General features: G+C 65.6%; 25 protein-coding genes. 15 read left to right on the top strand and 10 right to left on the bottom strand.

Going from position 1 to position 23,131, the window contains the following annotated elements:
- Window positions 1-135: 135 nt before the first annotated feature.
- The 5 genes from N4G42_RS01030 to N4G42_RS01010 all read left to right on the top strand — a co-directional run bounded on the left by N4G42_RS01030 (window position 136) and on the right by N4G42_RS01010 (window position 5,528).
- Window positions 136-981: a hypothetical protein gene (locus tag N4G42_RS01030; RefSeq protein ID WP_260665832.1), complete on the top strand. Its 846-nt coding sequence runs from the start codon at window positions 136-138 to the stop codon at window positions 979-981.
- A gap of 135 nt (window positions 982-1,116) precedes the next feature.
- Window positions 1,117-2,316 (top strand): threonine ammonia-lyase, encoded by a 1,200-nt coding sequence (locus tag N4G42_RS01025; RefSeq protein ID WP_260665831.1) that lies wholly within the window; start codon window positions 1,117-1,119, stop codon window positions 2,314-2,316.
- Between the two features lie 88 nt (window positions 2,317-2,404).
- Entirely contained in the window at window positions 2,405-2,551 is a 147-nt protein-coding gene (locus tag N4G42_RS01020) for a hypothetical protein (protein ID WP_165836532.1), read from the top strand.
- 92 nt (window positions 2,552-2,643) lie between these two features.
- On the top strand, window positions 2,644-3,351 hold the full coding sequence (gene queC, locus N4G42_RS01015; protein WP_260665830.1) for a 7-cyano-7-deazaguanine synthase QueC: 708 nt from the start codon (window positions 2,644-2,646) through the stop codon (window positions 3,349-3,351).
- A 305-nt stretch (window positions 3,352-3,656) separates the two neighbouring features.
- Window positions 3,657-5,528: a phosphoenolpyruvate carboxykinase (GTP) gene (locus N4G42_RS01010; protein WP_260665829.1), complete on the top strand. Its 1,872-nt coding sequence runs from the start codon at window positions 3,657-3,659 to the stop codon at window positions 5,526-5,528.
- Window positions 5,529-5,713: 185 nt separating this feature from the next.
- Here N4G42_RS01010 and N4G42_RS01005 read toward each other — a convergent pair whose 3' ends face one another.
- Window positions 5,714-6,154, bottom strand: coding sequence for a hypothetical protein (locus N4G42_RS01005; protein ID WP_056057089.1), 441 nt, complete (start codon window positions 6,152-6,154; stop codon window positions 5,714-5,716).
- Window positions 6,155-6,291: 137 nt separating this feature from the next.
- Between N4G42_RS01005 and N4G42_RS01000 the strand changes: the two genes are divergently transcribed.
- The 5 genes from N4G42_RS01000 to N4G42_RS00980 all read left to right on the top strand — a co-directional run bounded on the left by N4G42_RS01000 (window position 6,292) and on the right by N4G42_RS00980 (window position 10,312).
- Window positions 6,292-7,269: a LysR family transcriptional regulator gene (locus tag N4G42_RS01000; protein ID WP_015012001.1), complete on the top strand. Its 978-nt coding sequence runs from the start codon at window positions 6,292-6,294 to the stop codon at window positions 7,267-7,269.
- Between the two features lie 12 nt (window positions 7,270-7,281).
- Window positions 7,282-8,127, top strand: a complete 846-nt coding sequence (locus N4G42_RS00995) for a metallophosphoesterase (RefSeq protein ID WP_260665828.1) — start codon at window positions 7,282-7,284, stop codon at window positions 8,125-8,127.
- 113 nt (window positions 8,128-8,240) lie between these two features.
- Window positions 8,241-8,663: a universal stress protein gene (locus N4G42_RS00990; RefSeq protein WP_015011999.1), complete on the top strand. Its 423-nt coding sequence runs from the start codon at window positions 8,241-8,243 to the stop codon at window positions 8,661-8,663.
- Window positions 8,664-8,862: 199 nt separating this feature from the next.
- On the top strand, window positions 8,863-9,318 hold the full coding sequence (locus tag N4G42_RS00985) for a fasciclin domain-containing protein (RefSeq protein ID WP_260665826.1): 456 nt from the start codon (window positions 8,863-8,865) through the stop codon (window positions 9,316-9,318).
- A 55-nt stretch (window positions 9,319-9,373) separates the two neighbouring features.
- Window positions 9,374-10,312: a fasciclin domain-containing protein gene (locus N4G42_RS00980; RefSeq protein ID WP_260665824.1), complete on the top strand. Its 939-nt coding sequence runs from the start codon at window positions 9,374-9,376 to the stop codon at window positions 10,310-10,312.
- Window positions 10,313-10,415: 103 nt separating this feature from the next.
- On the opposite strand, the gene N4G42_RS00975 is transcribed toward N4G42_RS00980, so the two are convergent.
- Both N4G42_RS00975 and N4G42_RS00970 read right to left on the bottom strand, forming a co-directional pair.
- A complete protein-coding gene (locus N4G42_RS00975) occupies window positions 10,416-11,039 on the bottom strand; it encodes a TetR/AcrR family transcriptional regulator (protein WP_082564834.1) in 624 nt (207 codons plus the stop codon).
- Between the two features lie 116 nt (window positions 11,040-11,155).
- A complete protein-coding gene (locus N4G42_RS00970) occupies window positions 11,156-12,067 on the bottom strand; it encodes a LysR family transcriptional regulator ArgP (RefSeq protein ID WP_056057711.1) in 912 nt (303 codons plus the stop codon).
- A gap of 176 nt (window positions 12,068-12,243) precedes the next feature.
- Here N4G42_RS00970 and N4G42_RS00965 point away from each other — a divergent pair, with 176 nt between their 5' ends.
- Both N4G42_RS00965 and N4G42_RS00960 read left to right on the top strand, forming a co-directional pair.
- The gene (locus N4G42_RS00965; protein ID WP_260665823.1) at window positions 12,244-13,581 is read left to right on the top strand and encodes a D-amino acid dehydrogenase; all 1,338 of its coding nucleotides are present in this window, start codon (window positions 12,244-12,246) and stop codon (window positions 13,579-13,581) included.
- 48 nt (window positions 13,582-13,629) lie between these two features.
- Complete coding sequence (locus N4G42_RS00960) at window positions 13,630-14,205, top strand: flavodoxin family protein (RefSeq protein ID WP_108497655.1); 576 nt, start codon at window positions 13,630-13,632, stop codon at window positions 14,203-14,205.
- Window positions 14,206-14,250: 45 nt separating this feature from the next.
- Here N4G42_RS00960 and N4G42_RS00955 read toward each other — a convergent pair whose 3' ends face one another.
- Window positions 14,251-15,009, bottom strand: a complete 759-nt coding sequence (locus N4G42_RS00955; protein WP_260665822.1) for a YdcF family protein — start codon at window positions 15,007-15,009, stop codon at window positions 14,251-14,253.
- Window positions 15,010-15,070: 61 nt separating this feature from the next.
- Entirely contained in the window at window positions 15,071-15,862 is a 792-nt protein-coding gene (locus tag N4G42_RS00950; protein ID WP_260665821.1) for an alpha/beta fold hydrolase, read from the bottom strand.
- A 103-nt stretch (window positions 15,863-15,965) separates the two neighbouring features.
- Between N4G42_RS00950 and N4G42_RS00945 the strand changes: the two genes are divergently transcribed.
- On the top strand, window positions 15,966-16,487 hold the full coding sequence (locus tag N4G42_RS00945) for a flavin reductase family protein (protein WP_260665897.1): 522 nt from the start codon (window positions 15,966-15,968) through the stop codon (window positions 16,485-16,487).
- The gene (locus N4G42_RS00940) at window positions 16,484-17,074 is read left to right on the top strand and encodes an MOSC domain-containing protein (protein ID WP_260665820.1); all 591 of its coding nucleotides are present in this window, start codon (window positions 16,484-16,486) and stop codon (window positions 17,072-17,074) included. Before N4G42_RS00945 ends, N4G42_RS00940 begins: the two co-directional genes overlap by 4 nt.
- Before the next feature lie 40 nt (window positions 17,075-17,114).
- Here the strand turns inward: N4G42_RS00940 and yccS are convergent, their stop codons facing one another.
- The 4 genes from yccS to minC form a co-directional block, all read right to left on the bottom strand.
- A complete protein-coding gene (gene yccS, locus N4G42_RS00935) occupies window positions 17,115-19,313 on the bottom strand; it encodes a YccS family putative transporter (protein WP_260665819.1) in 2,199 nt (732 codons plus the stop codon).
- A gap of 170 nt (window positions 19,314-19,483) precedes the next feature.
- A complete protein-coding gene (gene minE, locus N4G42_RS00930; protein ID WP_015011987.1) occupies window positions 19,484-19,750 on the bottom strand; it encodes a cell division topological specificity factor MinE in 267 nt (88 codons plus the stop codon).
- A gap of 2 nt (window positions 19,751-19,752) precedes the next feature.
- Window positions 19,753-20,568 carry a septum site-determining protein MinD gene (minD, locus tag N4G42_RS00925; RefSeq protein ID WP_056057067.1) on the bottom strand — a complete coding sequence of 272 codons (816 nt, stop codon included), beginning with the start codon at window positions 20,566-20,568 and terminating at the stop codon, window positions 19,753-19,755.
- Between the two features lie 47 nt (window positions 20,569-20,615).
- Window positions 20,616-21,380: a septum site-determining protein MinC gene (minC, locus tag N4G42_RS00920; protein ID WP_056057065.1), complete on the bottom strand. Its 765-nt coding sequence runs from the start codon at window positions 21,378-21,380 to the stop codon at window positions 20,616-20,618.
- 173 nt (window positions 21,381-21,553) lie between these two features.
- On the opposite strand from minC, the gene N4G42_RS00915 reads away from it, so the two are divergent.
- On the top strand, window positions 21,554-22,477 hold the full coding sequence (locus N4G42_RS00915) for a DMT family transporter (protein ID WP_260665816.1): 924 nt from the start codon (window positions 21,554-21,556) through the stop codon (window positions 22,475-22,477).
- Window positions 22,478-22,578: 101 nt separating this feature from the next.
- On the opposite strand, the gene N4G42_RS00910 is transcribed toward N4G42_RS00915, so the two are convergent.
- On the bottom strand, window positions 22,579-23,091 hold the full coding sequence (locus tag N4G42_RS00910) for a hypothetical protein (protein WP_260665815.1): 513 nt from the start codon (window positions 23,089-23,091) through the stop codon (window positions 22,579-22,581).
- Window positions 23,092-23,131: the final 40 nt, after the last annotated feature.

The following is a 23,131-nucleotide window of genomic DNA, read 5'->3' as shown; positions in this document are numbered from 1 at the left end:
CCGCGTTTCGCTCTATCGCCCAGTGCTGGGCATTCGACATGCTTATCCTGTTGTTGGAGGCTGGGACCGTCTTGTGCGGATAGGCTATAACCTTCTTCGCCTCGAAGGGAGGTTCAACCAATGAGAAAGACGCGGATGTTCAAGAAAATTCTGGGGGTGGCGGCATTGTTGGGCGCAGGTCTGGCGCAGGCGTTCTCCCCCCAAGTGGGTACCTGGATCGTGACCTCGGAGATGGACGGTAAGCCTGGTCGGGGCTTCGGCATCGACGTGCAGAACACCACGCTGGTGATGCAGATGTATGCGTACGAGAACAGCGGCCAGTCGACCTTTTACCTCGCGGTGGGCGATATGGTGGACAACAAGGTGACCGCACCGCTGACCAAGTATACCGGCGGCCGGTTCTTTGGCAGTGGGGCCCGTTCGGGCACGGCGGCAGGAAGCCCGGGCAACGTGACCGTGCGCTTCACGACAGGCACCACGGGGTTCATCACCTTTCCGAACGAGCCTGAGGTGGCGATTGCACGTTTCAACTTCGGTTACGGCGCCGTGGCGGAGAGTCTGCGCGGCTTCTGGACACTGAACTCCATCGGCAGCGAAGGCCTGCAGTCGGACCTAGTGGAATTCAACACCAACCTGGGCGCAACCACCAACGGCAACGGCCTGATGGCCAACACCGCCCAGAGCTTCGGGTGCGAACATCAGGTGCGTGGCGCCCTGAGCGGTAATGTGCTGTGCGTCAAGATCAACTCCAGCAACCAAGTCGTTCGCACCTATGTTTTCGTCTACAGCGTGAATGAAGGCGAAGGCTACTCTGTAGCGTCTGCCAACAGCGCCCAGCAGTCGTTGTATATCCGCCGCCTGACCACGCCCAAGGGTGTCGGCACCGGTCTGCTGTACAAGAATGCGGAGGCGGGCACGAGCCACGCATCCGCTTTGGTCCAGCACATCGAGAAGATCTCCCTCGACGGCCTCCCTGAGTAAACCAGGCCACCGGACCGCAGCGCAGCGGATGCCCTGGAGGTGGTGCGTACTACGGCGGGCAGTAGCTAGGCAGTTTGTGTGCCGGGACGCAGCGGACGCCCGCCACAGAGCCCCGCGCTGCGACACAATGGCGCCATGCTGACCCTCCAAGACATCCGCGACGCCGCCACCCGCCTACAAGGCCAGGTGCTGGACACCCCCTGTGTGGAATCCAAGACGCTCTCGCAGATCGTGGGCGCGCAGGTCTTCCTCAAGTTCGAGAACCTGCAGTTCACCGCGTCCTTCAAAGAGCGCGGCGCCTGCAACCGGCTCACGCTGCTGACGGACGCCGAGCGCGCACGCGGCGTGGTGGCCATGAGTGCGGGCAACCATGCGCAGGGCGTGGCCTACCACGCGCAGCGACTGGGCCTGCGCGCAGTCATCGTGATGCCGCGCTTCACGCCCGGCGTGAAGGTGGAGCGCACGCGCGGGTTTGGTGCCGAGGTGGTGTTGCATGGCGACACGCTGGAAGAAGCCCGCGCCCACGCCTACGCGCTGGCCGATGCGCAAGGCCTGACCTTTGTCCACCCCTACGACGACGAGGGCGTAGCTGCGGGCCAGGGCACGCTGGGCCTGGAGATGCTGCAGGCCGTGCCCGACCTGGACACGCTGGTGATTGCCGTGGGCGGCGGCGGGCTGATCTCGGGTGTGGCGACGGCGGCCAAGGCGATCAAGCCCGGCATCGAGGTCATTGGCGTGCAGACCATGCGCTTCCCGGCCATGGTCAACGCGGTCAAGGGCACGCACCACCCGCAGGGCACATCAACCATCGCCGAGGGCATTGCCGTGGGCACGCCGGGCAAGATCACGCAGGAGATCGTCAAGCGCCTGGTAGACGACCTGGTGCTGGTGGACGAGGGCGACATCGAGCAGGCGGTGCTGATGCTGCTGGAGATCGAAAAGACCCTGGTCGAAGGCGCAGGCGCCGCCGGCCTGGCGGCGCTGGTGCGCTACCCCGAACGCTTCCAGGGCAAGCGCGTGGGCCTGGTGCTGTGTGGCGGCAACATCGACCCGCTGCTGCTGGCGGCCATCATCGAGCGCGGCATGGTGCGCTCGGGGCGCCTGGCGCGCATCAAGGTCAGCGCACGCGATGTGCCCGGCGTGCTGGCGCGCATCACCGCCACCGTGGCCGACGCGGGCGCCAATATCGAGGAAGTGCACCACCAGCGCGCCTTCACCATGCTGGCCGCGCAGAACGTGGAGATCGAACTGGTGCTGCAGACCCGGGGCAAGCCCCATGTGGATGAGGTGCTGGGACAGCTCCGCACGGCGGGCATGCAGGCCGACCTGATCTGAGAGCCTGTTCATAGAGACCACAGGGTTTTGCCCCTGCACAGGTTCTCGCGGCTAGAATTGCGCAAGTTTTAAGCATCTGGAGCCCACCATGTCTGACCACAACACCTCGCACGCCCCCGCAACACCATCGAACGACCCTGTGGAAAACGTCGTTCACGTGGTCCCCGTGGTGCTGCCGGTGGTGGGCGGCATCATGATGTTCCTGCTGGCATTCATCGCCGTGATGATGGCCTGACCGCTCCGGCAGGCCTCCACCACAGCCCCGCAGTGCGGGGCTTTTTTTCGTCCAGCCCCCACTCCCATCCTCGTTTGACCTGGAGAACCCCCATGAGACCCGGACACGCACTCGTCCTCTTTTCCGGAGGCCAAGACTCCACCACCTGCCTGGCCTGGGCCCTGGAGAACTTTGCCCATGTCGAAACCGTCGGCTTTGACTATGGCCAACGCCACCATATCGAACTGCAGGCGCGGCAGACGGTGCTGTCATCGCTGCGCGCGCAGTTTCCGCAGTGGAACGCGCGGCTGGGCGATGACCACATGCTGGACCTGGCCGTGCTGGGCCACATCAGCGACACGGCGTTGACGAGCGATACCGAGATCCAGATGACCGCCGCAGGCCTGCCCAACACTTTTGTGCCAGGGCGCAACCTCCTGTTCTTCCAGCTGGCGGCCGCCGTGGGCTACCGGCGGGGCCTGCACACCCTGGTGGGCGGCATGTGCGAAACCGATTTTTCGGGCTACCCCGACTGCCGTGACGACACGCTCAAGGCGCTGCAGGTCGCGGTATCGCTGGGCATGGGACAGCGTTTCACCTTCGATACCCCGCTGATGTGGCTGGACAAGGCCGAGACCTGGGAACTGGCCCGGGCCCTCGGTGGGCAAGCACTGGTCGATCTGATCGTGAACGACTCGCACACCTGCTACCACGGCGTGCGCGACACGCTGCATGCGTGGGGCTACGGCTGCGGTACCTGCCCGGCCTGCGCGCTGCGCAAAAGCGGCTATGAGCGCTGGAGCGGTGCCACGACCGCCTAGTCCCAAAGTCCACGAAGATGGGGGCAAGAACCATGCATAAACCTATGTTATTTTTGCATGGTTTTGACCCCTGTCTGACAGACAAACCGGCGGCAGATTCATAAAATTGACACCCCAGCCGACCCGCGGAATCCGTGGAACTAGCCTCCACCCGTGGGGCTGACACACGCTCCCGCCCGCCGACTGAGCACGAAAGCCGTTTTTTCAAAGGCAGCGCTCAGCACCGCAACTGCGCCAGGCCTCGCCGTGACCCGCCCGGTCCGCTTCCTTTGAAAAAACGTTTTTTCAACTTAGGAAGCTCCCCGATGAACGCACCCACGATGCAGGGCCTGAATCTCAACGCCCCCGCTTACGTCAAAAACGCCCGGCTGCTCGCCTGGGTGGCCGACATGGCCGCCCTGTGCAAACCCGACAGCATCTACTGGTGCGATGGCTCCAAAGAAGAGTACGACCGCCTGTGCCAGCAGCTGGTCGATGCCGGCACCTTCAAGAAGCTGAACCCCGCCAAGCGCCCCGGCAGCTTCCTGGCCTGGTCCGATCCATCGGACGTGGCCCGTGTGGAAGACCGCACCTACATTTGCTCGGCCGCCAAGGAAGACGCCGGCCCCACTAACAACTGGATGGCTCCCGCTGAAATGCGCGCCACGCTGCAGCCACTGTTTGACGGCTGCATGAAGGGCCGCACCATGTACGTGGTGCCGTTCAGCATGGGCCCACTGGGCAGCCACATCGCCCACATCGGCGTGGAGCTGACCGACAGCGCCTACGTGGCCGTGAACCAGCGCCTGATGACCCGCATGGGCAAGGCCGGGTACGACGTGCTGGGTGTGGAAGGCGAGTTCGTGCCTTGCATGCACACCGTGGGCGCGCCCCTGGCCGAAGGCGAGAAGGACACGACCAGCTGGCCTTGCAACCCCAAGGTCAAGTACATCGTGCACTATCCCGAAACGCGCGAGATCTGGTCCTACGGCTCGGGCTACGGTGGCAACGCGCTGCTGGGCAAGAAGTGCCTGGCCCTGCGCATCGCTTCCACCATGGGCCGCGACCAGGGCTGGCTGGCCGAGCACATGCTCATCCTGGGTGTGACCAACCCCGCCGGCAAGAAGTACCACGTGGCAGCGGCCTTCCCCAGCGCCTGCGGCAAGACCAACTTCTCGATGCTGGTGCCTCCCGAGGCGGGCTTTGCCGGCTGGAAGGTCACCACCATCGGTGATGACATCGCCTGGATCAAGCCCCATGCCGACGGCAAGATGTACGCCATCAACCCCGAGGCTGGCTACTTCGGCGTGGCTCCCGGCACCAACATGCACACCAACCCCAACTGCATGCGCAGCCTGGACAAGGACGTGATCTTCACCAACGTGGCCCTGACGGACGACGGCGACGTGTGGTGGGAAGGCATGGAAAAGGACACGGGCAAGCTGCCAGACCACCTGATCGACTGGCAAGGCAAGGACTGGACGCCCCAGATCGCCAAGGAAACTGGCGCCAAGGCCGCCCACCCCAACTCGCGCTTCACGGTGGCTGCCACCAACAACCCCGCACTGGACGCCCAGTGGGATGACGCCAATGGCGTGGCCATCGATGCCTTCATCTTCGGCGGCCGTCGCTCGACCACGGTGCCCCTGGTGACCGAAGCCCGTAGCTGGACCGAAGGTGTGTACATGGCTGCCACCATGGGCTCCGAGACCACTGCCGCTGCGTTTGGCGCCCAGGGCGTGGTGCGCCGCGATCCGTTTGCCATGCTGCCGTTCTGCGGCTACAACATGAGCGACTACTTCCAGCACTGGCTCAACATGGAAGGCAAGATTGCCGCCACCGGCAAGGCGCTGCCCAAGGTGTTCTGCGTGAACTGGTTCCGCAAGGACGAGGCCAGCAAGTTCGTCTGGCCCGGTTATGGCGACAACATGCGCGTACTCAAGTGGATGATTGACCGCATCGAAGGCCAGGCCCAAGGCCAGGAAACCATGTTCGGCGTGGCCCCGCAGTACGCAGAGATCAACTGGACGGGCCTGGACTTCAGCGCCCACAAGTTTGACGCAGTGACCAGCATCGACAAGGCGGCCTGGGCCGAAGAGTTCAAGCTGCACGATGCACACTTCGAACAGCTGGCCTACCACCTGCCAAAGGCGCTGCTCGATACCAAGGCGCAACTGCAAAAGCGTTTGGCAGCCTGACGCTGCGACATTCAGTCAAGGAAGCTGACCATTCAAAGCCGTCCCGCCCTTGCGGGGCGGCTTTTTTTCGTGCGGACACTGCAAGAACAGACTGCACGCGGGGCGCAACGGGGCATAAAAAAAGCCGTGGCGTTGGCCACGGCTTTGAATGGGAGTCTCTGCGCAGCGTGCGCCGCGCAAATGCTTCAGTAGTACTTGCGGATGCTGTTCACAGTGGGAATGCCCATGGCATGGTTCAGTTCAGCCATGATCCGTGGGTCCTTCAGGGCGACTTGCCAGGTGCGCTGATCTTCAGCAGCGCGGCGTCGGCTTTCAGCCCATGCCAGCGCAGTGCCGCGCAGCGCAACACCGGCGCGGCGGGCGGGGCTGGTCAGGAGCGCCAGGGCCGCAAAGGCCACGAGCCACAGCACCATCCAGGCAGCCAGCAGGTGGCCTTCGGTCCAGGTGTCGATGACTTGGTTGGCCACCACCAGCAGCGCGGAGACCACGGCGGCCAACAGCAGGGAGGCTGCGCCACGCGCGCCGTCAAAATGGGCGGCAGCGCTCTTCAGAGCGGCAGCGGCGTTTTCGGCGCGGACAACGCCGGGGTGTTCGGTGGGGTACTCAACGTGTGCAAAGGCGGTCATTTCGGTTTCCCTTTTCTAACGCTTGTGGCGAGATTGCCGGGCGATGGGGTGATATTAGGGTTTACCCTTTGCATATTCAAGTTTATATTTTGAATCATTGATATTCATGTCAGTGATGAATATGCTCTTGGGTGACCATGACTCCCCTGAACTTCCGCTCCCTGGACCTGAACCTGCTGCGCGTCTTTGACGAGGTGATGGCCGAGCGCAGCCTCACCCGGGCTGCGCACAAGCTGTCTATCACCCAGCCGGCAGTCAGCAATGCCATGCGGCGCCTGCGCGATGTGGTGGGCGATGAACTGGTGGTGCGCAGCGGCCAGGGGGTGGAGCCCACGCCACGTGCACTGGCCCTGTGGCCCCCAGTGCGCGAGGCCCTGGCCCATTTGCAGGAGTCCCTGGCGCCGGGGCACTTTGACCCGGCAACGGCGGAGTCCACCTTTGTGCTGGCCATGGCCGATGCCACGGCGGCGACACTGGTGCCGGCCCTGGTGGAGATCATCGAGCGCGAAGCCCCCGGCATCTCCATCCGCGTGCTGCCGCTGACCACGCGCGACCCCCGGCGTCTGCTCGAAGAAGAGGCGGCCGACATGGCTGTGGGTTACTTTCCAGCGGCACTGGCCGACCTCACGGCGCGGGCACAGTCCGGTGGCGTGGTCGCCTTTGAAAGCCGCCGGCTGTACGACGGCGAATACGTGTGCGTGATGCGCCAGGGCCACCCTCTGGCCGACGCGCCGCTGACGCTGGACACCTACTGCGCAGCGCGGCACATGCTGGTGAGTTTTTCGGGCCGGCCCTTTGGTTTCATCGACGAAGCCCTGGCGTCGCTGGGCCGCGAGCGCAAGGTTGTGATCACGGTCAACCAATTCTTCACGGCCGGTCGGGTGGTGTCGGGCTCGGACCTGCTGACCGTGCTGCCGCGCCACTTTGTGCCAGTGACCGGCATCGCCGACGCCTTGGTGCAACGGGCTTTGCCCCTGGACGTGCCCGCCGTGCACGTGGATGCCCTGTGGCGCCGGCGCGGCCCCCAGCAGGCTGCAATGACCTGGCTGCTGCAGGCGCTTGCACGGTCAGCACGGCGCACCTTTCCGGGGCAGGACCTGCACGGCACGCCTTAGACTGTACGGCTGATGAATATCCAGCTTTTGTCCGACCTCCATCTGGAGGCACACCCCCACTTTGTGCCCGAGCCCGCCCTTGGCACGGATGTGTTGGTGCTGGCGGGGGACGTGGGCTCCTACCAGCAGGGCTCTCAACTGGACGACGACGACTTCGGCCTGGCCCGGTTTTCGCCGTTGTCCCAATATGCAGGCTGGCCGACCCCCGTGCTGTTTGTGCCCGGCAACCATGAGTACGACGCCCAGGACTTCGATGCCGCGCACCTGCGGCTGCGCCGGACCTGTGACCGCTTGGGCATTGCGTGGCTCGAACGTGAAACCCTGGTGCTGCAAGGCGTGCGCTTTGTCGGCACGACACTCTGGAGCGATTTCGACGCGCTGGCCGACCATGAAGGCACCACCGACCTCACGCGCCGGCTCCAGCTGCGCGACAAGGCTTTTCGTGCGGCCAACTTCTACCTGCGCAAGACCGGTGGCACGCGCCACGCGGAGCCGTTTCTGGCCGAACCCATGCGCGATCAGGCGCTGGTTTGCCAGCAGTGGCTGCGCGATGTGCTGCAGCAGCCATTTGACGGTGCCACCGTGGTCGTCACCCACTTTGCGCCCAGCCTGCGCAGCGCCGACCCCCGCTACGGCCTGGTGCCTGGCACGGCGGGGTTTTGCAACGCGCTGGACGACCTGCTGATGTACACCCCGTTGTGGCTGCACGGCCACCTGCATGCGCCCAGCGACTACACCGCCCAGGGCACGCACAGCGATGGCTCCGCCTGGCAGTGCCGGGTGGTGGCCAACCCGCTGGGTTATGCGCGCAAGGGCGAGCAGATCGCGTTTCAGCCGCGCTGCATGGTCACCGTATGATCGGTGCGCGGTTCGTACGAATCCGCCACGCGCCGAACAGAACAACATGACCCAGGTCAAGACAACAGGCACCCGCGCAGAGTAGTCTGCTTCATCCTTTTTCGGAGAACACCATGAACATCCTGCTTGCTGTCGATGGCAGCGCCTACACCAAGAAAATGCTGGCCTACCTGGCCACCCACGAAGAACTGCTGGGCGGCACCCACACCTACACCGTGCTGACGGTGCAGGCCCCGCTGCCTCCCCGTGCACGCGCCGCGCTGGGCAAGGAAGTGGTCGACAACTACCACGCAGAAGAAGCCGAAAAAATCCTCGCCCCGGTGTGCAAGTTCCTGGGCCGCCACGGGGTGGATGCCAAGCGCAGCGTCAAGGTCGGCGCGGTGGGCGAGACCATTGCCAAGGTGGCAGACACCGGCAAGTTCGACCTGCTGGTCATGGGCTCGCACGGCCATGGCGCCATCGCCACGCTGGTGATGGGCTCGGTGACCACCCAGGTGCTGGCCCACAGCAAGGTGCCGCTTCTGATCGTTCGCTGAACGCACAGGTCCACAGCGCACGACGGCGCAACGGCGCAACGCCCACCCCAAAGCCCTGCCTTGCAGGGCTTTTTTTCATCTCGTTACGACTAAATGGTTATTGAATAACCAATCAGTTTACTTTCGTACCAAATGGTTATACATTCGCGCCACGCCCATCTTGGCGTGTCATTTCCATCGAAACCGAGAGGAACGACCCATGAAGAAGACCCTGATTGCACTCGCTTTGACCGCTGGCGCCACCTTCAGCGCCATGGCGCAAGACATCGTCGATACCGCCGTGAAGGCGGGCAACTTCAAGACCCTGGTGGCCGCCGTGCAGGCCGCCGGTCTGGTGGACACCCTCAAGGGCCCCGGCCCGTTCACGGTGTTTGCCCCCACCGACGAAGCGTTCGCCAAGATCCCCAAGGCCACGCTGGACGGCCTGCTGGCTGACAAGGCCGCACTGACCAAGGTGCTGACTTACCACGTGGTGCCCGGCAAGGTCATGGCCAAGGATGTGAAGGCGGGCAAGGTCAAGACCGTGCAAGGCCAGGAACTCACCGTCAGCACCAGCATGGGCGTGACGGTCGACCAGTCCAAGGTCATTGCCACCGACGTGGCCGCCAGCAACGGCGTGATCCATGCGATCGACACGGTGCTGATGCCCAAGTAAGCCACAGGCACCACCGCTCTTTTCACCCACCATCCATTCACGAGGAGAAGCCGCCATGAACACCGTATTCAATCGCCGCACCGTCCTGATGGCCGCCGCCCTGGGCGCCAGCACCACCCTGTTGCAGGCCTGCGGGGGCAGCGACGACGAACCCCAGCGCAACATCGTCGAACTGGCGCAAAACACCCCCGAGCTGAGCATCCTGGTCGAAGCCGTGGTCGCAGCCGGCTTGGCGCCCACGCTGAGCGCAGGCACGCTCACCGTGTTCGCGCCCACCAACGCGGCGTTTGCGGCGTTGCTGACCGAACTGGGCGTGACCAAGGAAGCGCTGCTGGCCAACAAGCCCCTGTTGACCGCCGTGCTGACCTACCACGTGCTGGGCAGCAAGGTGATGCGGGCTGATGTGCCTCTGGGCAAGGCGATCACGCCGGTGTCGGGCGGCTTCTTCAAGATCGAGTCGAACAACGGCCTGAAGATCACCGACGGCCGCAACCGGGTGAGCACCATCACCAGCACCGACATCCAGGCCAGCAACGGCGTGGTGCATCTGGTGGACAAGGTGCTGCTGCCCGCCGACAAGGACATCGTGGCCACGGCCTCGGCCCTGCCTGACTTCAGCATCCTCGTCGAGGCCGTAGTGGCCGCGGGCCTGGTGAGCACACTGCAGGGCGCTGGCCCTTTCACTGTGTTTGCCCCCACCAACGCCGCGTTCGCGGCGCTGCTGACCGAGCTGGGCGTGACCAAGGACGCGCTGCTGGCCAACAAGACCCTGCTGACCCAGGTGCTGACCTACCACGTGGTGCCCGCGCGCGTGCTCAAGGCCGAAGTGCCCGTCAATACCGCCATCACCACAGTGCAGGGCCAGACCTTCACCATCAACGCCAGCTTGGTGATCACCGACCAGAACATGCGCACCAGCAATATTGTGGCGACCGACGTATTCACCAGCAACGGCGTGATCCACGTGGTGGACAAGGTGATCCTGCCGAAGTGACAGGGCCCCAGGTGCTGCGCGGCTCCACCGGCGCAGCACCCATACAGCAAAAAGCCCGGCGTGCCGGGCTTTTTTTATCGATGCGGCTTATCGTGCCGCCATGTCAACGCGCTGCCAGCCCGTCAAAACAGGTGCGCACCACCAAGTCCACGATTTCGGCGTCCGAATACTGCCCGCCTTCCTTGAGGAAGCTCACCACCGGGTCACACGCGCGCGCATACAGGGTGTACAGCACCACCAGCGGCGGCAGCGTGGGGCTGATCACCCCTTGGGCCTGGGCCTCGGTGATCCATTCGCCGATCTGGTCGCTCACGGCCACCAGTCCGTTCAGGTAGTCCTTGTTGGCCATGAGCACCGCACGCAGCGTGGAGTTGCGGCTCGGCAGCAGGGGCATCTCGTTGGTCAGCAGGCGCTCCAGCGACCAGCGCACCAGCGCATGCAGCTTTTCCAGCGGGGGCATGTCGGCCGGCAACCCTGCCAGATAAGCCTGTACGCGCCCCAGGATCTGCACCATTGCAGCGCTGCACAGCTCTTCCTTGCTGCAGAAATGCTTGTACAGGCTGGCCTTGGCGATACCGACGGCGTTGGCCACGTCGTCCATGGTCATGGCGTCGAAGGCTTTTTCGCCCAGCAGGCGGCAGGCGGACTGGAGGATGGCATCCTCGCGGGCCTGATGCATCTGCTCCTTGAAAGAGACTTTGGGTTGCGGCGTTTGCATGGCGTCCATTTTATACATTGCAGTAAAAAAATAAATGACTAAGTTGCAATGCAACTACGTCGTTCACGTTTTTGACAGCACAAACCGTGCCTTGCGCCCCGCATGTGGCGAACAGCAAGGCCGTGTCAGGACACCAGCGCCTGGGCAGCGGCGCCCGTCAGCGCTGCCGACAATGCATCCAGCAGCTCGGACTCCAGGTTCCAGCAATGCCAGTACAGCTGGATCGGCAGCGACCGGCCGGGGGCCAGGTCCACCATGCTGCCGTCGGCCAGCGCCTGCCGCGCCATCAGCTCGGGCATCACCCCCACGGCCCAGCCAGCGGCCACCGCACGCATCTGCGCCTCAGAGCCCGGCACAAACAGGTGGTTGAGCGCCACGCGCTTGAGCCCGAACGCACGGGCCACAAACTCGGCCGCCATGTCGTCCTTGCGGTTGAACGACAGAAACGACACGTCGCGGAAGTTGTGGGGCGTCAGTCCCTGCGGCAGGTACTGCTGCGCGTAACTGGCCGACGCCACCGCGACATAGGGCATGGCCCCGAGCGGCACCATCTTGCAACCGCGCAGTGCCTGCTTGAGCGTGGTCACACAGCCCAGCACCTGGCCCGAGCGCAGCCATTCCTGCGTGAAGTCCTGGTCGTCCACGATGATTTCGAGCGGCAGGCGCTGGCGCACCAGATCGTGCAGCGCACCCATGGCCCAGGTGGCGATGCTGTCGGCGTTGATGGCGATCGAGATGCGCTCATCTTCGCGCGAGCCCCCCGGCGCGCTGGGCGCCAGCTCCTGCAGGTCGCGCTCCAGGTCGGCGCGCAACAGGCGCATTTGCTTGGTGTGCTTGAGCAGCAGCTGCCCGGCCGACGTGGGCCGCAGCGGGCGGCTGCGCACGATGAGCACCGAGCCCACCTGCGCCTCCAGCGCGCGCAGGCGCTGCGAGACGGCCGACTGCGTGACGTTCAGGCGCTGCGCGGCGCGCTCGAAGCCGCCCTCTTCAACGATGGCGGCAAGGCATTCCAGGGCGGCGGGATCGTAGGTGCTCATGGTCTCGGACTCGAACAAAAGAGGGTTGTCTCCGCAGCGCTATTCATTAGGTGCGCTGATGTTTTTGGAGTAAGTTTAATTTTGCTTTTAGTTGAATGCAATGTCGCGCACACTGCGCCCCATCGTGTCCCGCACTGGGGCGTGTGGCACGCAAAGGCTCACAAGGCATTCCGCATATGAAAACCATTGTTCTCGGCGCCGGCATCATCGGCATCAGCACGGCGTGGCACCTGCTGGAACGCGGTCACGAAGTCATCGTGATCGACCGCCAGCCCGATGCAGCACTCGAAACCAGTTTTGCCAACGCGGCGCAGATCTCGGTGAGCTACTGCGAGCCCTGGGCCAACCGCGAGGCGCCGCTCAAGGCGCTCAAGTGGATGTTCGACAAGGAAGCGCCGCTGCTGTTTCGCCCGCAGATGGACTGGCAGCAATGGCGCTGGGGCCTGCAGTTCCTCGCGCAGTGCAACGATGCGGCGTTCGAGCGGAACGTGGCGCAGATTGTGGCGCTGGGCGCCTACAGCCATGCGGCTCTGAAGGACCTGGTGAAAACCACGGGCATCGAATACAACCGGCTCGAACGCGGCATTGCCCACTTCTACACCGACCAGAAATCCTTCGACGCCGCAGGCCATGCGGTCGAACTGATGCGCAAGCACGGCGTACAGCGCCGCCTGGTCAGCCGCGACGAGCTGCTGCAGATCGAACCGGCCTTCAAGGCCTACGGCGACAAGATCACCGGCGGCACCTACACCAGCACTGACGAGAGCGGCGATGCACGGGTCTTCACCCAGGAACTGGCCCGCCGCTGCGCAGCGCGCGGCGTGCAGTTCCTGTACGGCCACGATGTGCTGCGGCTGAACAAGATTGGCAATGCTATTGATTCAGTAGCGGTTATGCCAAATTCCACTAGCGCAAGCGGCAAAAAAGACTTCATATTGAAGGCGGACGCCATCGTGGTGGCCTGCGGCTCGTACAGCGCTCCGCTGCTGCGCAGTGTGGGCGTGGACCTGCCGATCTACCCTGGCAAGGGCTACAGCGCGACCTTCCCGCTGCTCAAGCCCCAGGGCGCTCCCATGGTCTCCACCATCGACGACGGCAAGAAGATTGCCATGAGCCGGCTGGGCAACCACCTGCGCGTGGCGGGCACCATCGAGCTCAACGGCTGGGACCTGACACTCGACAGCTCCCTGGCCCGCGCGCGCTGCCACATGCTCTCGCGCCGCATCGAGGCCATCCTGCCCGGCGTGTGCGACACCCGCACGCCCGAGGAAGGCGGCAACCCGCAGTACTGGACCGGCCTGCGCCCCGCCACGCCCACCAACATCCCGTTCATCGGTCGCACCCGCGTGGGCAAGCTCTGGGTCAACGCGGGCCACGGCACGCTGGGCTGGACGCACGGTGCGGGCTCGGGCAAGGCCCTGGCGGAGTTGATCAGCGGCGAGCAGCCCGCGATGAACTTTGGTTTTCTGGGTGCCGAAGCCGTGCGCGCGCCGCGCGCTGTGGTCCCGGCCTGAGGGACGGCGCGCACCCTGCGCCTGCAGACACGGGCCGGTGCCGCTACGATGCCGGCCATGTCTGCACCCCATTACCTCTTCCTCACCACCTCCACCCGCGAACCCGGCCACCTCGGCAACACCGAATGGTTGGCGCGGCAGGCCGCCGCCGCCCTGCCTGCGGGCACGGAGCAAACCTGGCACCACCTCGCGCGCATGCAGTTGCCGCCCTTTGTGGACCAGCGCCACACCACCGGCACCTACGCACCGCCTGAGGGCGACATGAAAACCCTGCTGGACGCCACGCTGGCCGCCAGCCACATCGTTTGGGTGGCGCCGGTGTATTGGTACAGCATCCCCTCGCCGCTCAAAACCTACCTCGACCACTGGAGCGCCTGGATGCGCGTGCCCGGCTTGGACTTCAAGGACGCCATGGGCCGCAAGACGCTGTCGCTCATCACCACCAGCGGCGACCGCACCAAGGCCCAGCCCATGATCGATTCGGTGGCGCTGTGCGCGCAGTTCCTGTCCATGACCTGGGGCGGTGCGCTGTGGGGCAAGGGCGGCCCCCCGGGCGCCGTGCAGGCCGATGCGCAGGCGGTGGAAGCCGCCAGCCGCTTCCTGGTCACACCCGCCGCAGGCTGATCTGAGAGCCTGTGGACGATCTCGCAGGGGATCGTCAACGAGCTCTCACCGGTCCAGCGAAGCACGCTGGGCCACTATGCCCAGCCACTCGTGCAGCGCCAGGCTGCTGTCGGACAGGGCCGAGGCGCGGGGCAGCACGCGATAGAGCTTGCGTGACTGCCCCCCTTTGAAGCCCATGGGCGCAGGCAGCACCTGCAGCCCGGCATGTTCAAAGTCCTTCGCCGCCCGAACCATGTGCCAGCCGTGGGTGACGAGCGCAATGCGCTCGATGCCCGAGGTCTTGAGCAGGACAGCCGATTTTTCGGCGTTGTTGCGGGTGTCGAGGGACTCCACTTCGGTCCAGCGCACGCGGCCCTTGAACTCCCGCTCCACCACGTCCTTCATCACCAGGGCCTCGGCCCGTGTGCCGCCCGTCGAGCCCCCTGTGGCCAGAATAGGAAGGCCGGTCTGCTGCTGCAGGTAGGCGGCATAGCGAACCCGCTCGCGTGCGCCCCGGCTGAGCACGTCCACCCCGTATTCGGGCGCCACGGTGTCGGCGCCGCCGCCCAGCACCACGATAGCCTGCACCTTCGCCTCGGGCAACTGGCGCGGCGTGACGGCGGGGTAGCGCTCGAGGCTGCGCACCAGCGCGTCCGACACCGGCGGCCAGGACAACACCAGCACCGACAACAGCGACAGCACCACCAGCGTGTTGCCAGTGCGACGGTGGTACCGCGCCAGCCACAGACCAAACAGCGCCAGCACGATGCTGGACACCGGCGGCAACAGCAGCGCAGACAGAATTTTCTTGAGGGCAAACAACATGGAGAAAGAAGGCAGCTTTCATGCCCGGGCGCGGCGGCCGGGCGAGCCAAGATCAAAAGGGTCAGTGCAGCGTGCGCCGGTGGGCCAGAAAATCGAGCAGCGCAGCGTCAAACCCCTCGGGGTCTTCCAGCTGGGGCCAATGCCCCACATGCGGCAGCAGCACCGTCTGCGCATCGGGCAACACCTGGGCCAGCGCCTGCAAGGCTGCGGGGGGAGTGCACCGGTCCTGATCACCGCCCACCAGCAGCACCGGCATGGCCAAGTGCGCCAGCGCGGCGGCACCCCGGTCAAACGTGGGCAGGGCCTCCAGGGCGCGGCGGTAAGCGCCCGGGAACACCTGGCCCAATGCATGGCCCGCCAGCCGCACGCCTTCGGGCAGGGCGCCGGTGCCGATCCACTGCGGCACCAGGGTCTGTGCCAGTTGTTCCATGCTGCCGCCCGCGTCCAGGGCCTTGAGGGCCTGCTCGCGCGGTGCCACCCAGTCCTGCACGGCCTGGGCATCCAGCGCCGGGCCGCCTGCGCACAGCACCAAGCGGCGCACCTTGGACGCATCGCGCACCGCAGCCTCCAGCGCCACCATGGCGCCCATGCCGTGGCCGACCAGCGTGACAGGGCCACAGCGCAGCGCCTCGATCAGCGCCAGGCAGCTTTGTGCCAGTGCCTTGAAGGTGTAGGGCTCCACGGGCGCGCTGCGGCCATAACCTGGCATGTCCCAGGCCACGGCCCGGTAGCCCGAGGTGGCCAGGGTCTCCACCTGGGGCGCAAAGGTAAGGTGGTCGCCGTCGGCATCGTGCAGCATGAGCACGGTGGGGCCGGAGCCGAGGGTGGTGAAGGTAGGGAGCAGTGCAGCCATGCGGTGAAAAGCAGAAGTAAACCCCGCAACAGCGCAGCGGAGGGTGGCGCCTGATAATAGGTCCTGTTGCTTGCCCCACGCCGCCACCGCTGGCGCCGCTTTTGTGAACCCATCGCTCCCCCGCCCCGCCCTCGCCCTGCCGCCGAGCTTTTCGACCCGCGAATTCCGCAATGCGCTGGGCATGTTCGCCACGGGTGTGACCATCGTGACCGCCCGCAATGCCGCGGGCGAACTGGTGGGGCTCACGGCCAGCTCGTTCAATTCGGTGTCGCTGGAGCCCCCGCTGGTGCTGTGGAGCCTGTCGCATGGCGCCAGCACCATGCCGGCGTTTGCCAACGGCTCACACTACGCCATCCATGTGCTGGCAGCGGACCAGAAAGACCTGGCCGAACGGTTCGCCACCCGCGGCATCGACCGCTGGGCCGGCCTGGAGCACCGCCCCGGTATCAGCGGCGCGCCGCTGCTGGTCGGTGCCGCCGCCACGTTCGAGTGCTTCAACCGCAGCCAGTACAAGGAGGGTGACCACACCATCTTCGTGGGCGAGGTGGAGCGCTGCGAGCACCGCGAGGGCGCGTCGCCCCTGCTGTACCACGGCGGCAAGTTCTACACCGAGCACCCGCTGTGACGGCGCCCGTCATCGTCGTACGCCACCTGAACGTCGGCTCCGCCCGCCGCCTGAAGGTGGGCGAGCGGTCGGTGCTTACCGCCATCGGCAAAACATCCGTCACCGACCCCGTGGCGGTGGGCCCACTGGGGCTGGCGGGTGACGAGCAGGCCGACCTGAGCGTGCACGGCGGTCTGGCCAAGGCGGTGTATGCCTACCCCGCTGCGCACTATGCGTTCTGGCAGGCCCAACGCCGCGAGCGGGGCGTGAGCCTGTTCGACGAGGCGCTGCCACCAGGCTTCATGGGCGAGAACCTCACCATTGACGGACCGCTGGAGCATGAGGTGTTTGTGGGCGATGAGTGGCATTTCCCGGACTGCGTGCTGCGCGTGACGGCCCCCCGCGAGCCCTGCTTCAAGTTCAATGCCGTGATGGGTTTTGCCCAGGCCGGCCGCGCCATGGCGGTGGCGGGCTGCTGCGGCTACTACCTGGCGGTGGACCGGCCCGGCACCATCGCCGCCGGGCAGACCGCCACGCTGGTCGCGGGGCAACGCGGGCTGAGCATTGCCCAGGCATTTGCGGGCAAGTTCGCCAAGCACGCACGCTGACCCGGCTGCGGCAGCATTCGCGCGCCGCACTCCACCCACGTTATTCCGTGATCACCAGCTGGCGTGCCTGCGCCTGCAACTGTGGGAACACCTTGCCCACCAGCTGCAGCTGCGCCGCCATGAGGCTGTGCGCGCTGGGCGCTGCCGGTACCGTGCCCCACTCGCGCAGCACCTGGGCCACTGCCGGGGCGCTGTGGGACTTGCGCACCCGGCCTGACTGCTGCGCGCGCTCCAGCTCCAGCGCCAGTTGCTGCAGGGACGCCAGCAGGCTTTGCGCCAGTTCACGCGTGGCCTCGTCCATGGGCTGGGCCGCCGCACCACCGCGCTGGGCACCCAGGGCCGACAGGTAGTTGAGCTGGGTGTGCGACAGGCACAGGAAATGCCCCACCACCTCGGCGTTGCCACGTACATGCAAGGGCTCCTTGAGCATGGCGCTGTACGAGTTGGACAGTGCGGCATCCGCATTGTGGGCATTGCGCCGGGCCAGACGGTAGGCCAGGTGGTCGCACTTGCCGCCCTGGTACTGCGCCAGAATCTCCCGCAGGTACAACGCCTGGGTCTGCAGCACCTGGGCGGCCAGCCGGGGCCAGTGGCGCGACTGCCACGACGGCAGCACCAGCCATGAGGCGACGGCGGCGATCACGCAGCCGACCACGGTATCGAGCAGGCGCGCGGAGATCACGCCGCTGGCCGCGCCCATCTGGTGAAAGCTGAGCAGCAACAAGGTGGTGACAGCCGCAGTAGCCAGGGTATAGCGGGTGTGCCGCGCCCCAAAAAATACCGCGCCCCCCAGCACCAGCAAGGCGGCCTGCACCAGCTCGCCCGGAAACAGCTGGATCACCGCCCACCCCAGCGCAAGCCCCATGGCAGTGCCCTTGGCGCGCTCCATCAGCCGCGTCTGCGTGGCCGCGTACTGCGGCTGGCTCACGAACACGATGGTCAGCAAGATCCAGTACCCGTGCGGATCGGCCGTGGCCTGCATGAGGGCAAAGCCCACCATGAGGGACAGGCTCAGCCGCAGGCTGTGGCGCAGCCAGGGAGACTGCAGCTGCCAGTGCGATCGCAGGCGTGTCCAGGCATCGCGCAGGCTGCGGGGCTCGCGGTCAAACAGTGCGTGGTCCACCGCCACTTCGGCGTTGCCAGCTGGCAGCGCCAGCGCACCGGCAAACACCCCGGCCAGCGCGGTCAGGTTGTCGGCCAACGCATGCAGCGACCGCAACGCCCGGGACTGGGCGGGAAGGGACGCGGCACCGGCGGGCTGCGCCTGGGACTGCAGGTGCGCCACGGCGGCCTGCATGTCCTCGATGGCACGGGTCGTCACGCCCCAGTGCTGGGGCACCGACTGCGCCTCGATGGCCACCGACAGCTTGAGCGCCTGTTCGCCCAGCAGCGTGAGCACGCGCTGGCAGCGGTACAGCACATCGCTGTGAAAGAACGACTGGGCAAGCAGGTCGTAATGCTCGTGGGACGAACTCACGCGCTCATGCACGTCCTGCGCCGCCAGGTACTGGTGCATGGCCGTTTGCAGCCACAGCGGGGGGGCGCTCGCACCCATGCGGCTGATCAGGCTCTCCTTGGTGGCGTTGAGGGCGTCCACCACGCGGCCGTTGTGCAGTGCCAGCGCCATGCGGCGGCGCTCCAGATCCACATCCCGCACCGGCTCCAGCAACAGCGCCTTCAGGCGCAGGTATTCGCCCAGCATGGCGTAGAGCTTGGCCAGGCGGTAGCGCACCGGTGCACGCGGCAGCACGGCATGCCACAGCACCGACACCACGCCGTACCAGGCCGCACCCGCCAGCATGCGGGGGATGGCGTCACCCGCACCCGCACGGCTGCTGTGGGCGGCCAGCCCCGCATAGATGAACAGGATGAGCGAACCAAAGGCAATGGCGCGGTAGCGCTCGCTCAACGCCCCCAGCATGGTGATGCCGAAGGCCAGCAGCGCCATCACCCCCATCAGCACCCAGGGCCAGGACACCGCCGCCCAGACTGCCCCCGCCATGAGGCCAAAACACGCCAGCGCCAGGCACTGAGCACGCAGGCGCCCGCGCCAGCTGTCGTCGGTTTCGGTGAGCGCGCTGGCGATCACGCCCAGCAGCACCGGCATCAACTCGGCCTGCCAGTCGGCCCACCAGCCATAGGCCAGCACGGCGGCCAAGGCCACCAAGGCACGCGCGCCGCGCGTGACGCCCTCATGGTTGCGTGCACGCTGCCAGCTGAGTTTCCAGGTTGTGTCCACAGGAGCCTTGTTGCCGAGAAATTAGGGATTACCCTAGTACATCTAGCAATTGTCAGGCCAAATCAGGCCACGCCGGCCCAAAAAGAAACCCTGCCGCGCAGGGTTGCGGGGCAGGGTCTGGGGCGATACCGGGGCACGATGGGAGTGCGTGGCCCAGTGGCAGTGGCTGCCTATCGCACGGTATCGGGCAGCTCGATCTTGACTTCCAGCACTTCCAGGTTGTCCTGGCGTTCCAGGTGCACCTTGAGGTCGTCGGGGTTGATCTTGACGTACTTGGAGATCACCGCCACCAGCTCGCGCTGCAGCGCGGGCAGGTAATCGGGCTCGGACGCATTGCGGCCGTTGCGCTCGTGCGCCAGGATGATCTGCAGCCGCTCCTTGGCAACGCTGGCGGTTTTTTTCTTCTCGCCGAGCAGGAAGGACAGAAAAGAAGCCATGGCTATTTGCTCCCGAACAGGCGTTTGAAGAAGCCGGGCTTTTCGGCGTCAATGAAACGCAGCGGCTTGTCCTGCCCCAGGAAGCGGTCGATCACGTCCTTGTATGCCTCGCTCACATCGCTGCCCTGCGCATGGATGGCGGGCGTGCCCTGGTTGGACGACTGCAACACCACTTCCGACTCGGGAATCACGCCGATCAGCTTGATGCGCAGGATGTCCTGGATGTCTTCCAGGCTCAGCATCTGGCCGTCCTGCACACGGCTGGGGTTGTAGCGCGTGATGAGCAGATGTTCCTTGATGGGCTCGCCGCCGTCAATCGCACGCTTGGTCTTGCTGCCCAGCATGCCCAGGATACGGTCGGAGTCGCGCACCGAAGACACCTCGGGGTTGGTCACCAGCAGCGCCTCGTCGGCGAAGTGCATGGCCATCAGGGCGCCGCTTTCAATGCCGGCAGGCGAGTCGCAGACGATGTATTCAAAGTCCATCGCGGCCAGGTCCTTGAGGACCTTCTCGACGCCATCTTGCGTGAGCGCATCCTTGTCGCGTGTCTGGCTGGCGGCCAGCACAAACAGGTTGTCGCACTGCTTGTCCTTGATGAGCGCCTGGTTCAGGTTGGCCTCGCCATGGATGACGTTGATGAGGTCGTACACCACGCGGCGTTCGCAGCCCATGATGAGGTCCAGGTTGCGCAAGCCGACGTCAAAGTCGATCACGGCGGTCTTGTGGCCGCGCAGGGCGAGGCCGGTGGCAAAGCTGGCGCTGGTGGTGGTCTTGCCCACGCCACCTTTGCCGGAGGTCACGACGACGATTTTGGCCATGTGTTGCTGATTCTCTGTGGGGTTGGTACGAATGGGGAATGAAGGGGTCAGGCCAGCGGCTCGATGAGGAGCTTCTCGCCTTCCAGCCGCACCTGGGCCGGCTTGCCGCGCACATCGGCAGGCAGCTCGGTCTCGGTGGTGCGGTAGATGCCTGCGATGGAGACCAGCTGGGGCTCCAGGCAGGTCGAAAAGATGCGGGCTTCCGTGTTGCCCCGCGCACCGGCAATTGCGCGGCCACGCAGCGGGGCATAAACGTGGATGTTGCCGTCGGCAATCACCTCGGCGCCAAAGCTCACCACGGCCATCACCACCAGATCGGCGCCGCGCGCATAGACCTGCTGGCCAGAACGCAAGGGCTTGTCCACCACCACGGTGCCGGGGCCGGGCATGGGCACTTCGCGTACCACTTCCACCTCAACCTCGCGGATCACTTCACGCACCACCTCCTGCACCGGCGCTGGCGCCTCTGCACGCGCGGGAGGCGCGTCGGGTGCGGCGGCCAGCCCCGCGGCGCGCGCGGCCTCCATCTGGGCAGTGCTGCCGCCGCGCACGGCCACGGGCAGGGTGTTGTGCTGGCGCAGCGCGGCTGCGATGGCAGCAAAGTCGATGGGTGCTTCGGCCTCACGCACGGGCGCCAGGTCGATCAATACGGGGTCGTTGTCAAAAAATCCCGGGGCGTCGGCCACGCGCTCGGCCAGATCGGCTACGAACTGGGCGGCGTCGGTGGTCTTGAGCAACACCGCCACCACTGGCAGCGAGGCGCTCTTGAGGTCAAAGCTGGAGCGGGACTGCGCCGCCGTCGTAAGGGCCATGAGGGGGGATAGGAAAAAGGAGCGCGGTAACCTGTTTCAGAAGGCGCAAAGTGTACCGTGGGCCTGTGTAAGCGTCCGTATGCGCTTTTTCGGCATTCACAGCGGACTGCAAGAAGGCCAGCGGATGCACCCAGGCGACCGGCAGACCCACCGCGCCCTTTGATAATGCGCCGATGCCTTCCACCCGCAAAACACACATCGACGCCCTGGCTATCTCCCTGCTGCTCGCCTGCTGCATGTTCTGGGGCTTCCAGCAGGTGCTGGTCAAGGCCACAGTGGCTGAGGTGGCGCCCGTGTTCCAGGCCTTTGTGCGCTTTGCGCTGGCCACGGTCGCGGTAGCGGCCTGGTGTTTGTGGCGTGGTGTAGGCCTTTCCGGCGCGGGCGAGCCCGCCGGGGCCACGCGTGCCGGGCTGTTGGCGGGGGCGCTTTTTGCGGGCGAGTTTGCGTGCATCTACCTGGGGCTGCAGTACACCACCGCCTCGCGGCTCACGGTGTTTTTGTATGCATCGCCCTTCTGGGTGGCATTGCTGCTGCCGCGTTTCATCCCCGGTGAGCGCCTGCAGGGCTGGCAATGGCTGGGACTGGCCGCTGCGTTTGTGGGCGTGGGGCTGGCGCTGGGCGACGGGCTGCTGGGCCATGCCAGCACAGCGCTGCCCAAAGGCTGGCTGGGAGATTTGCTAGGACTGGCCGCAGGCCTGATGTGGGCACTGACCACGGTGGTGATCCGCACCACGCCCCTGGCACGCGTGGCGCCTGCCAAGCAGCTTTTCTATCAAGTGGCGGTGAGCACGGCGGTATTGCCAGTGCTATCGCTGGGCCTGGGCGAGGCGTGGGTCTGGCAGTTCAGCGGCTTTGCCTGGGGATCGCTGCTGGTGCAGGCGCTGGTGGGCGCGTTTGTGAGCTACCTCGCCTGGATGTGGATGCTGGCGCACTACCCGGCCACCAAGATCTCGGTGTTCGTGTTTCTCACGCCCGTGTTTGCGCTGCTGTTTGGCGCGCTGTGGCTGGGTGAACCTGTGACGCCCGGGCTGGTGGCTGCGCTGGTGCTGGTGGCGGCGGGCATCGTGCTGGTGAACCGGCGGCCTGTGGTCGCGTAGTAACCGCAACAAAAGAGATTCATAAAAACACCGCTTAGCGCCTGACCAACAAGCGCTTACTGCTTCAATTTTTATAGCAATTCGTGTGCTGGTGGGTGTCGTCAGCCAACCCGACTCAGTGCATACCGTGTATCCAGCAACGCCTGAATGCGCACACCCAGCGCGGCGCCCTCATCGTCCTCCAGTCGTGTGAACTGCTGGGTCCAAGCCTCAGACTGCGCAAAATTCGGAAACCGGGGCGGTTCGCCCCACAGCCAGTCCGGGTGGGTGGCCCGGGGGCTTCGCCCAAATACATGCAGGTGCATCTTGCGGTGCAGCGCGGGGGTTTTCGGCCCCTGCGGGTGGGCCAGCGGGTTCAGCGCGTTGTTGCCCGCCTCCCAGTAGTTCAGGCAGCCTCCGGCGAGCTGCGGCAAGGTGTCGAGCATGGCCCGGCCCGTTGCGGCCACCAGGCACGACCAATGCGCCAGCTCTTCGGGCGTCAGCTCGCTGCGTTCCCAGACGGGGCGCGGCGGGTGGACCAGCACATGCCCGCCATCGCTGCGGTGGTTCATGGGCCGCACGGGCAGGTCGACCGTGCCACCGGCACAGCGGATCAGGGTGGTGTGGATGTCCAAGGGGAGTTCTCCAAAAAAAGAGGATTTGTGAGAAAGAGCG

It is taken from the genome of Acidovorax sp. K2F (assembly GCF_025246485.1).
Classification (GTDB): Bacteria; Pseudomonadota; Gammaproteobacteria; order Burkholderiales; family Burkholderiaceae_C; genus Acidovorax; species Acidovorax delafieldii.
Note: the sequence above shows the minus strand (reverse complement) of the source record. Positions and strands in the feature narration are given on the sequence as shown.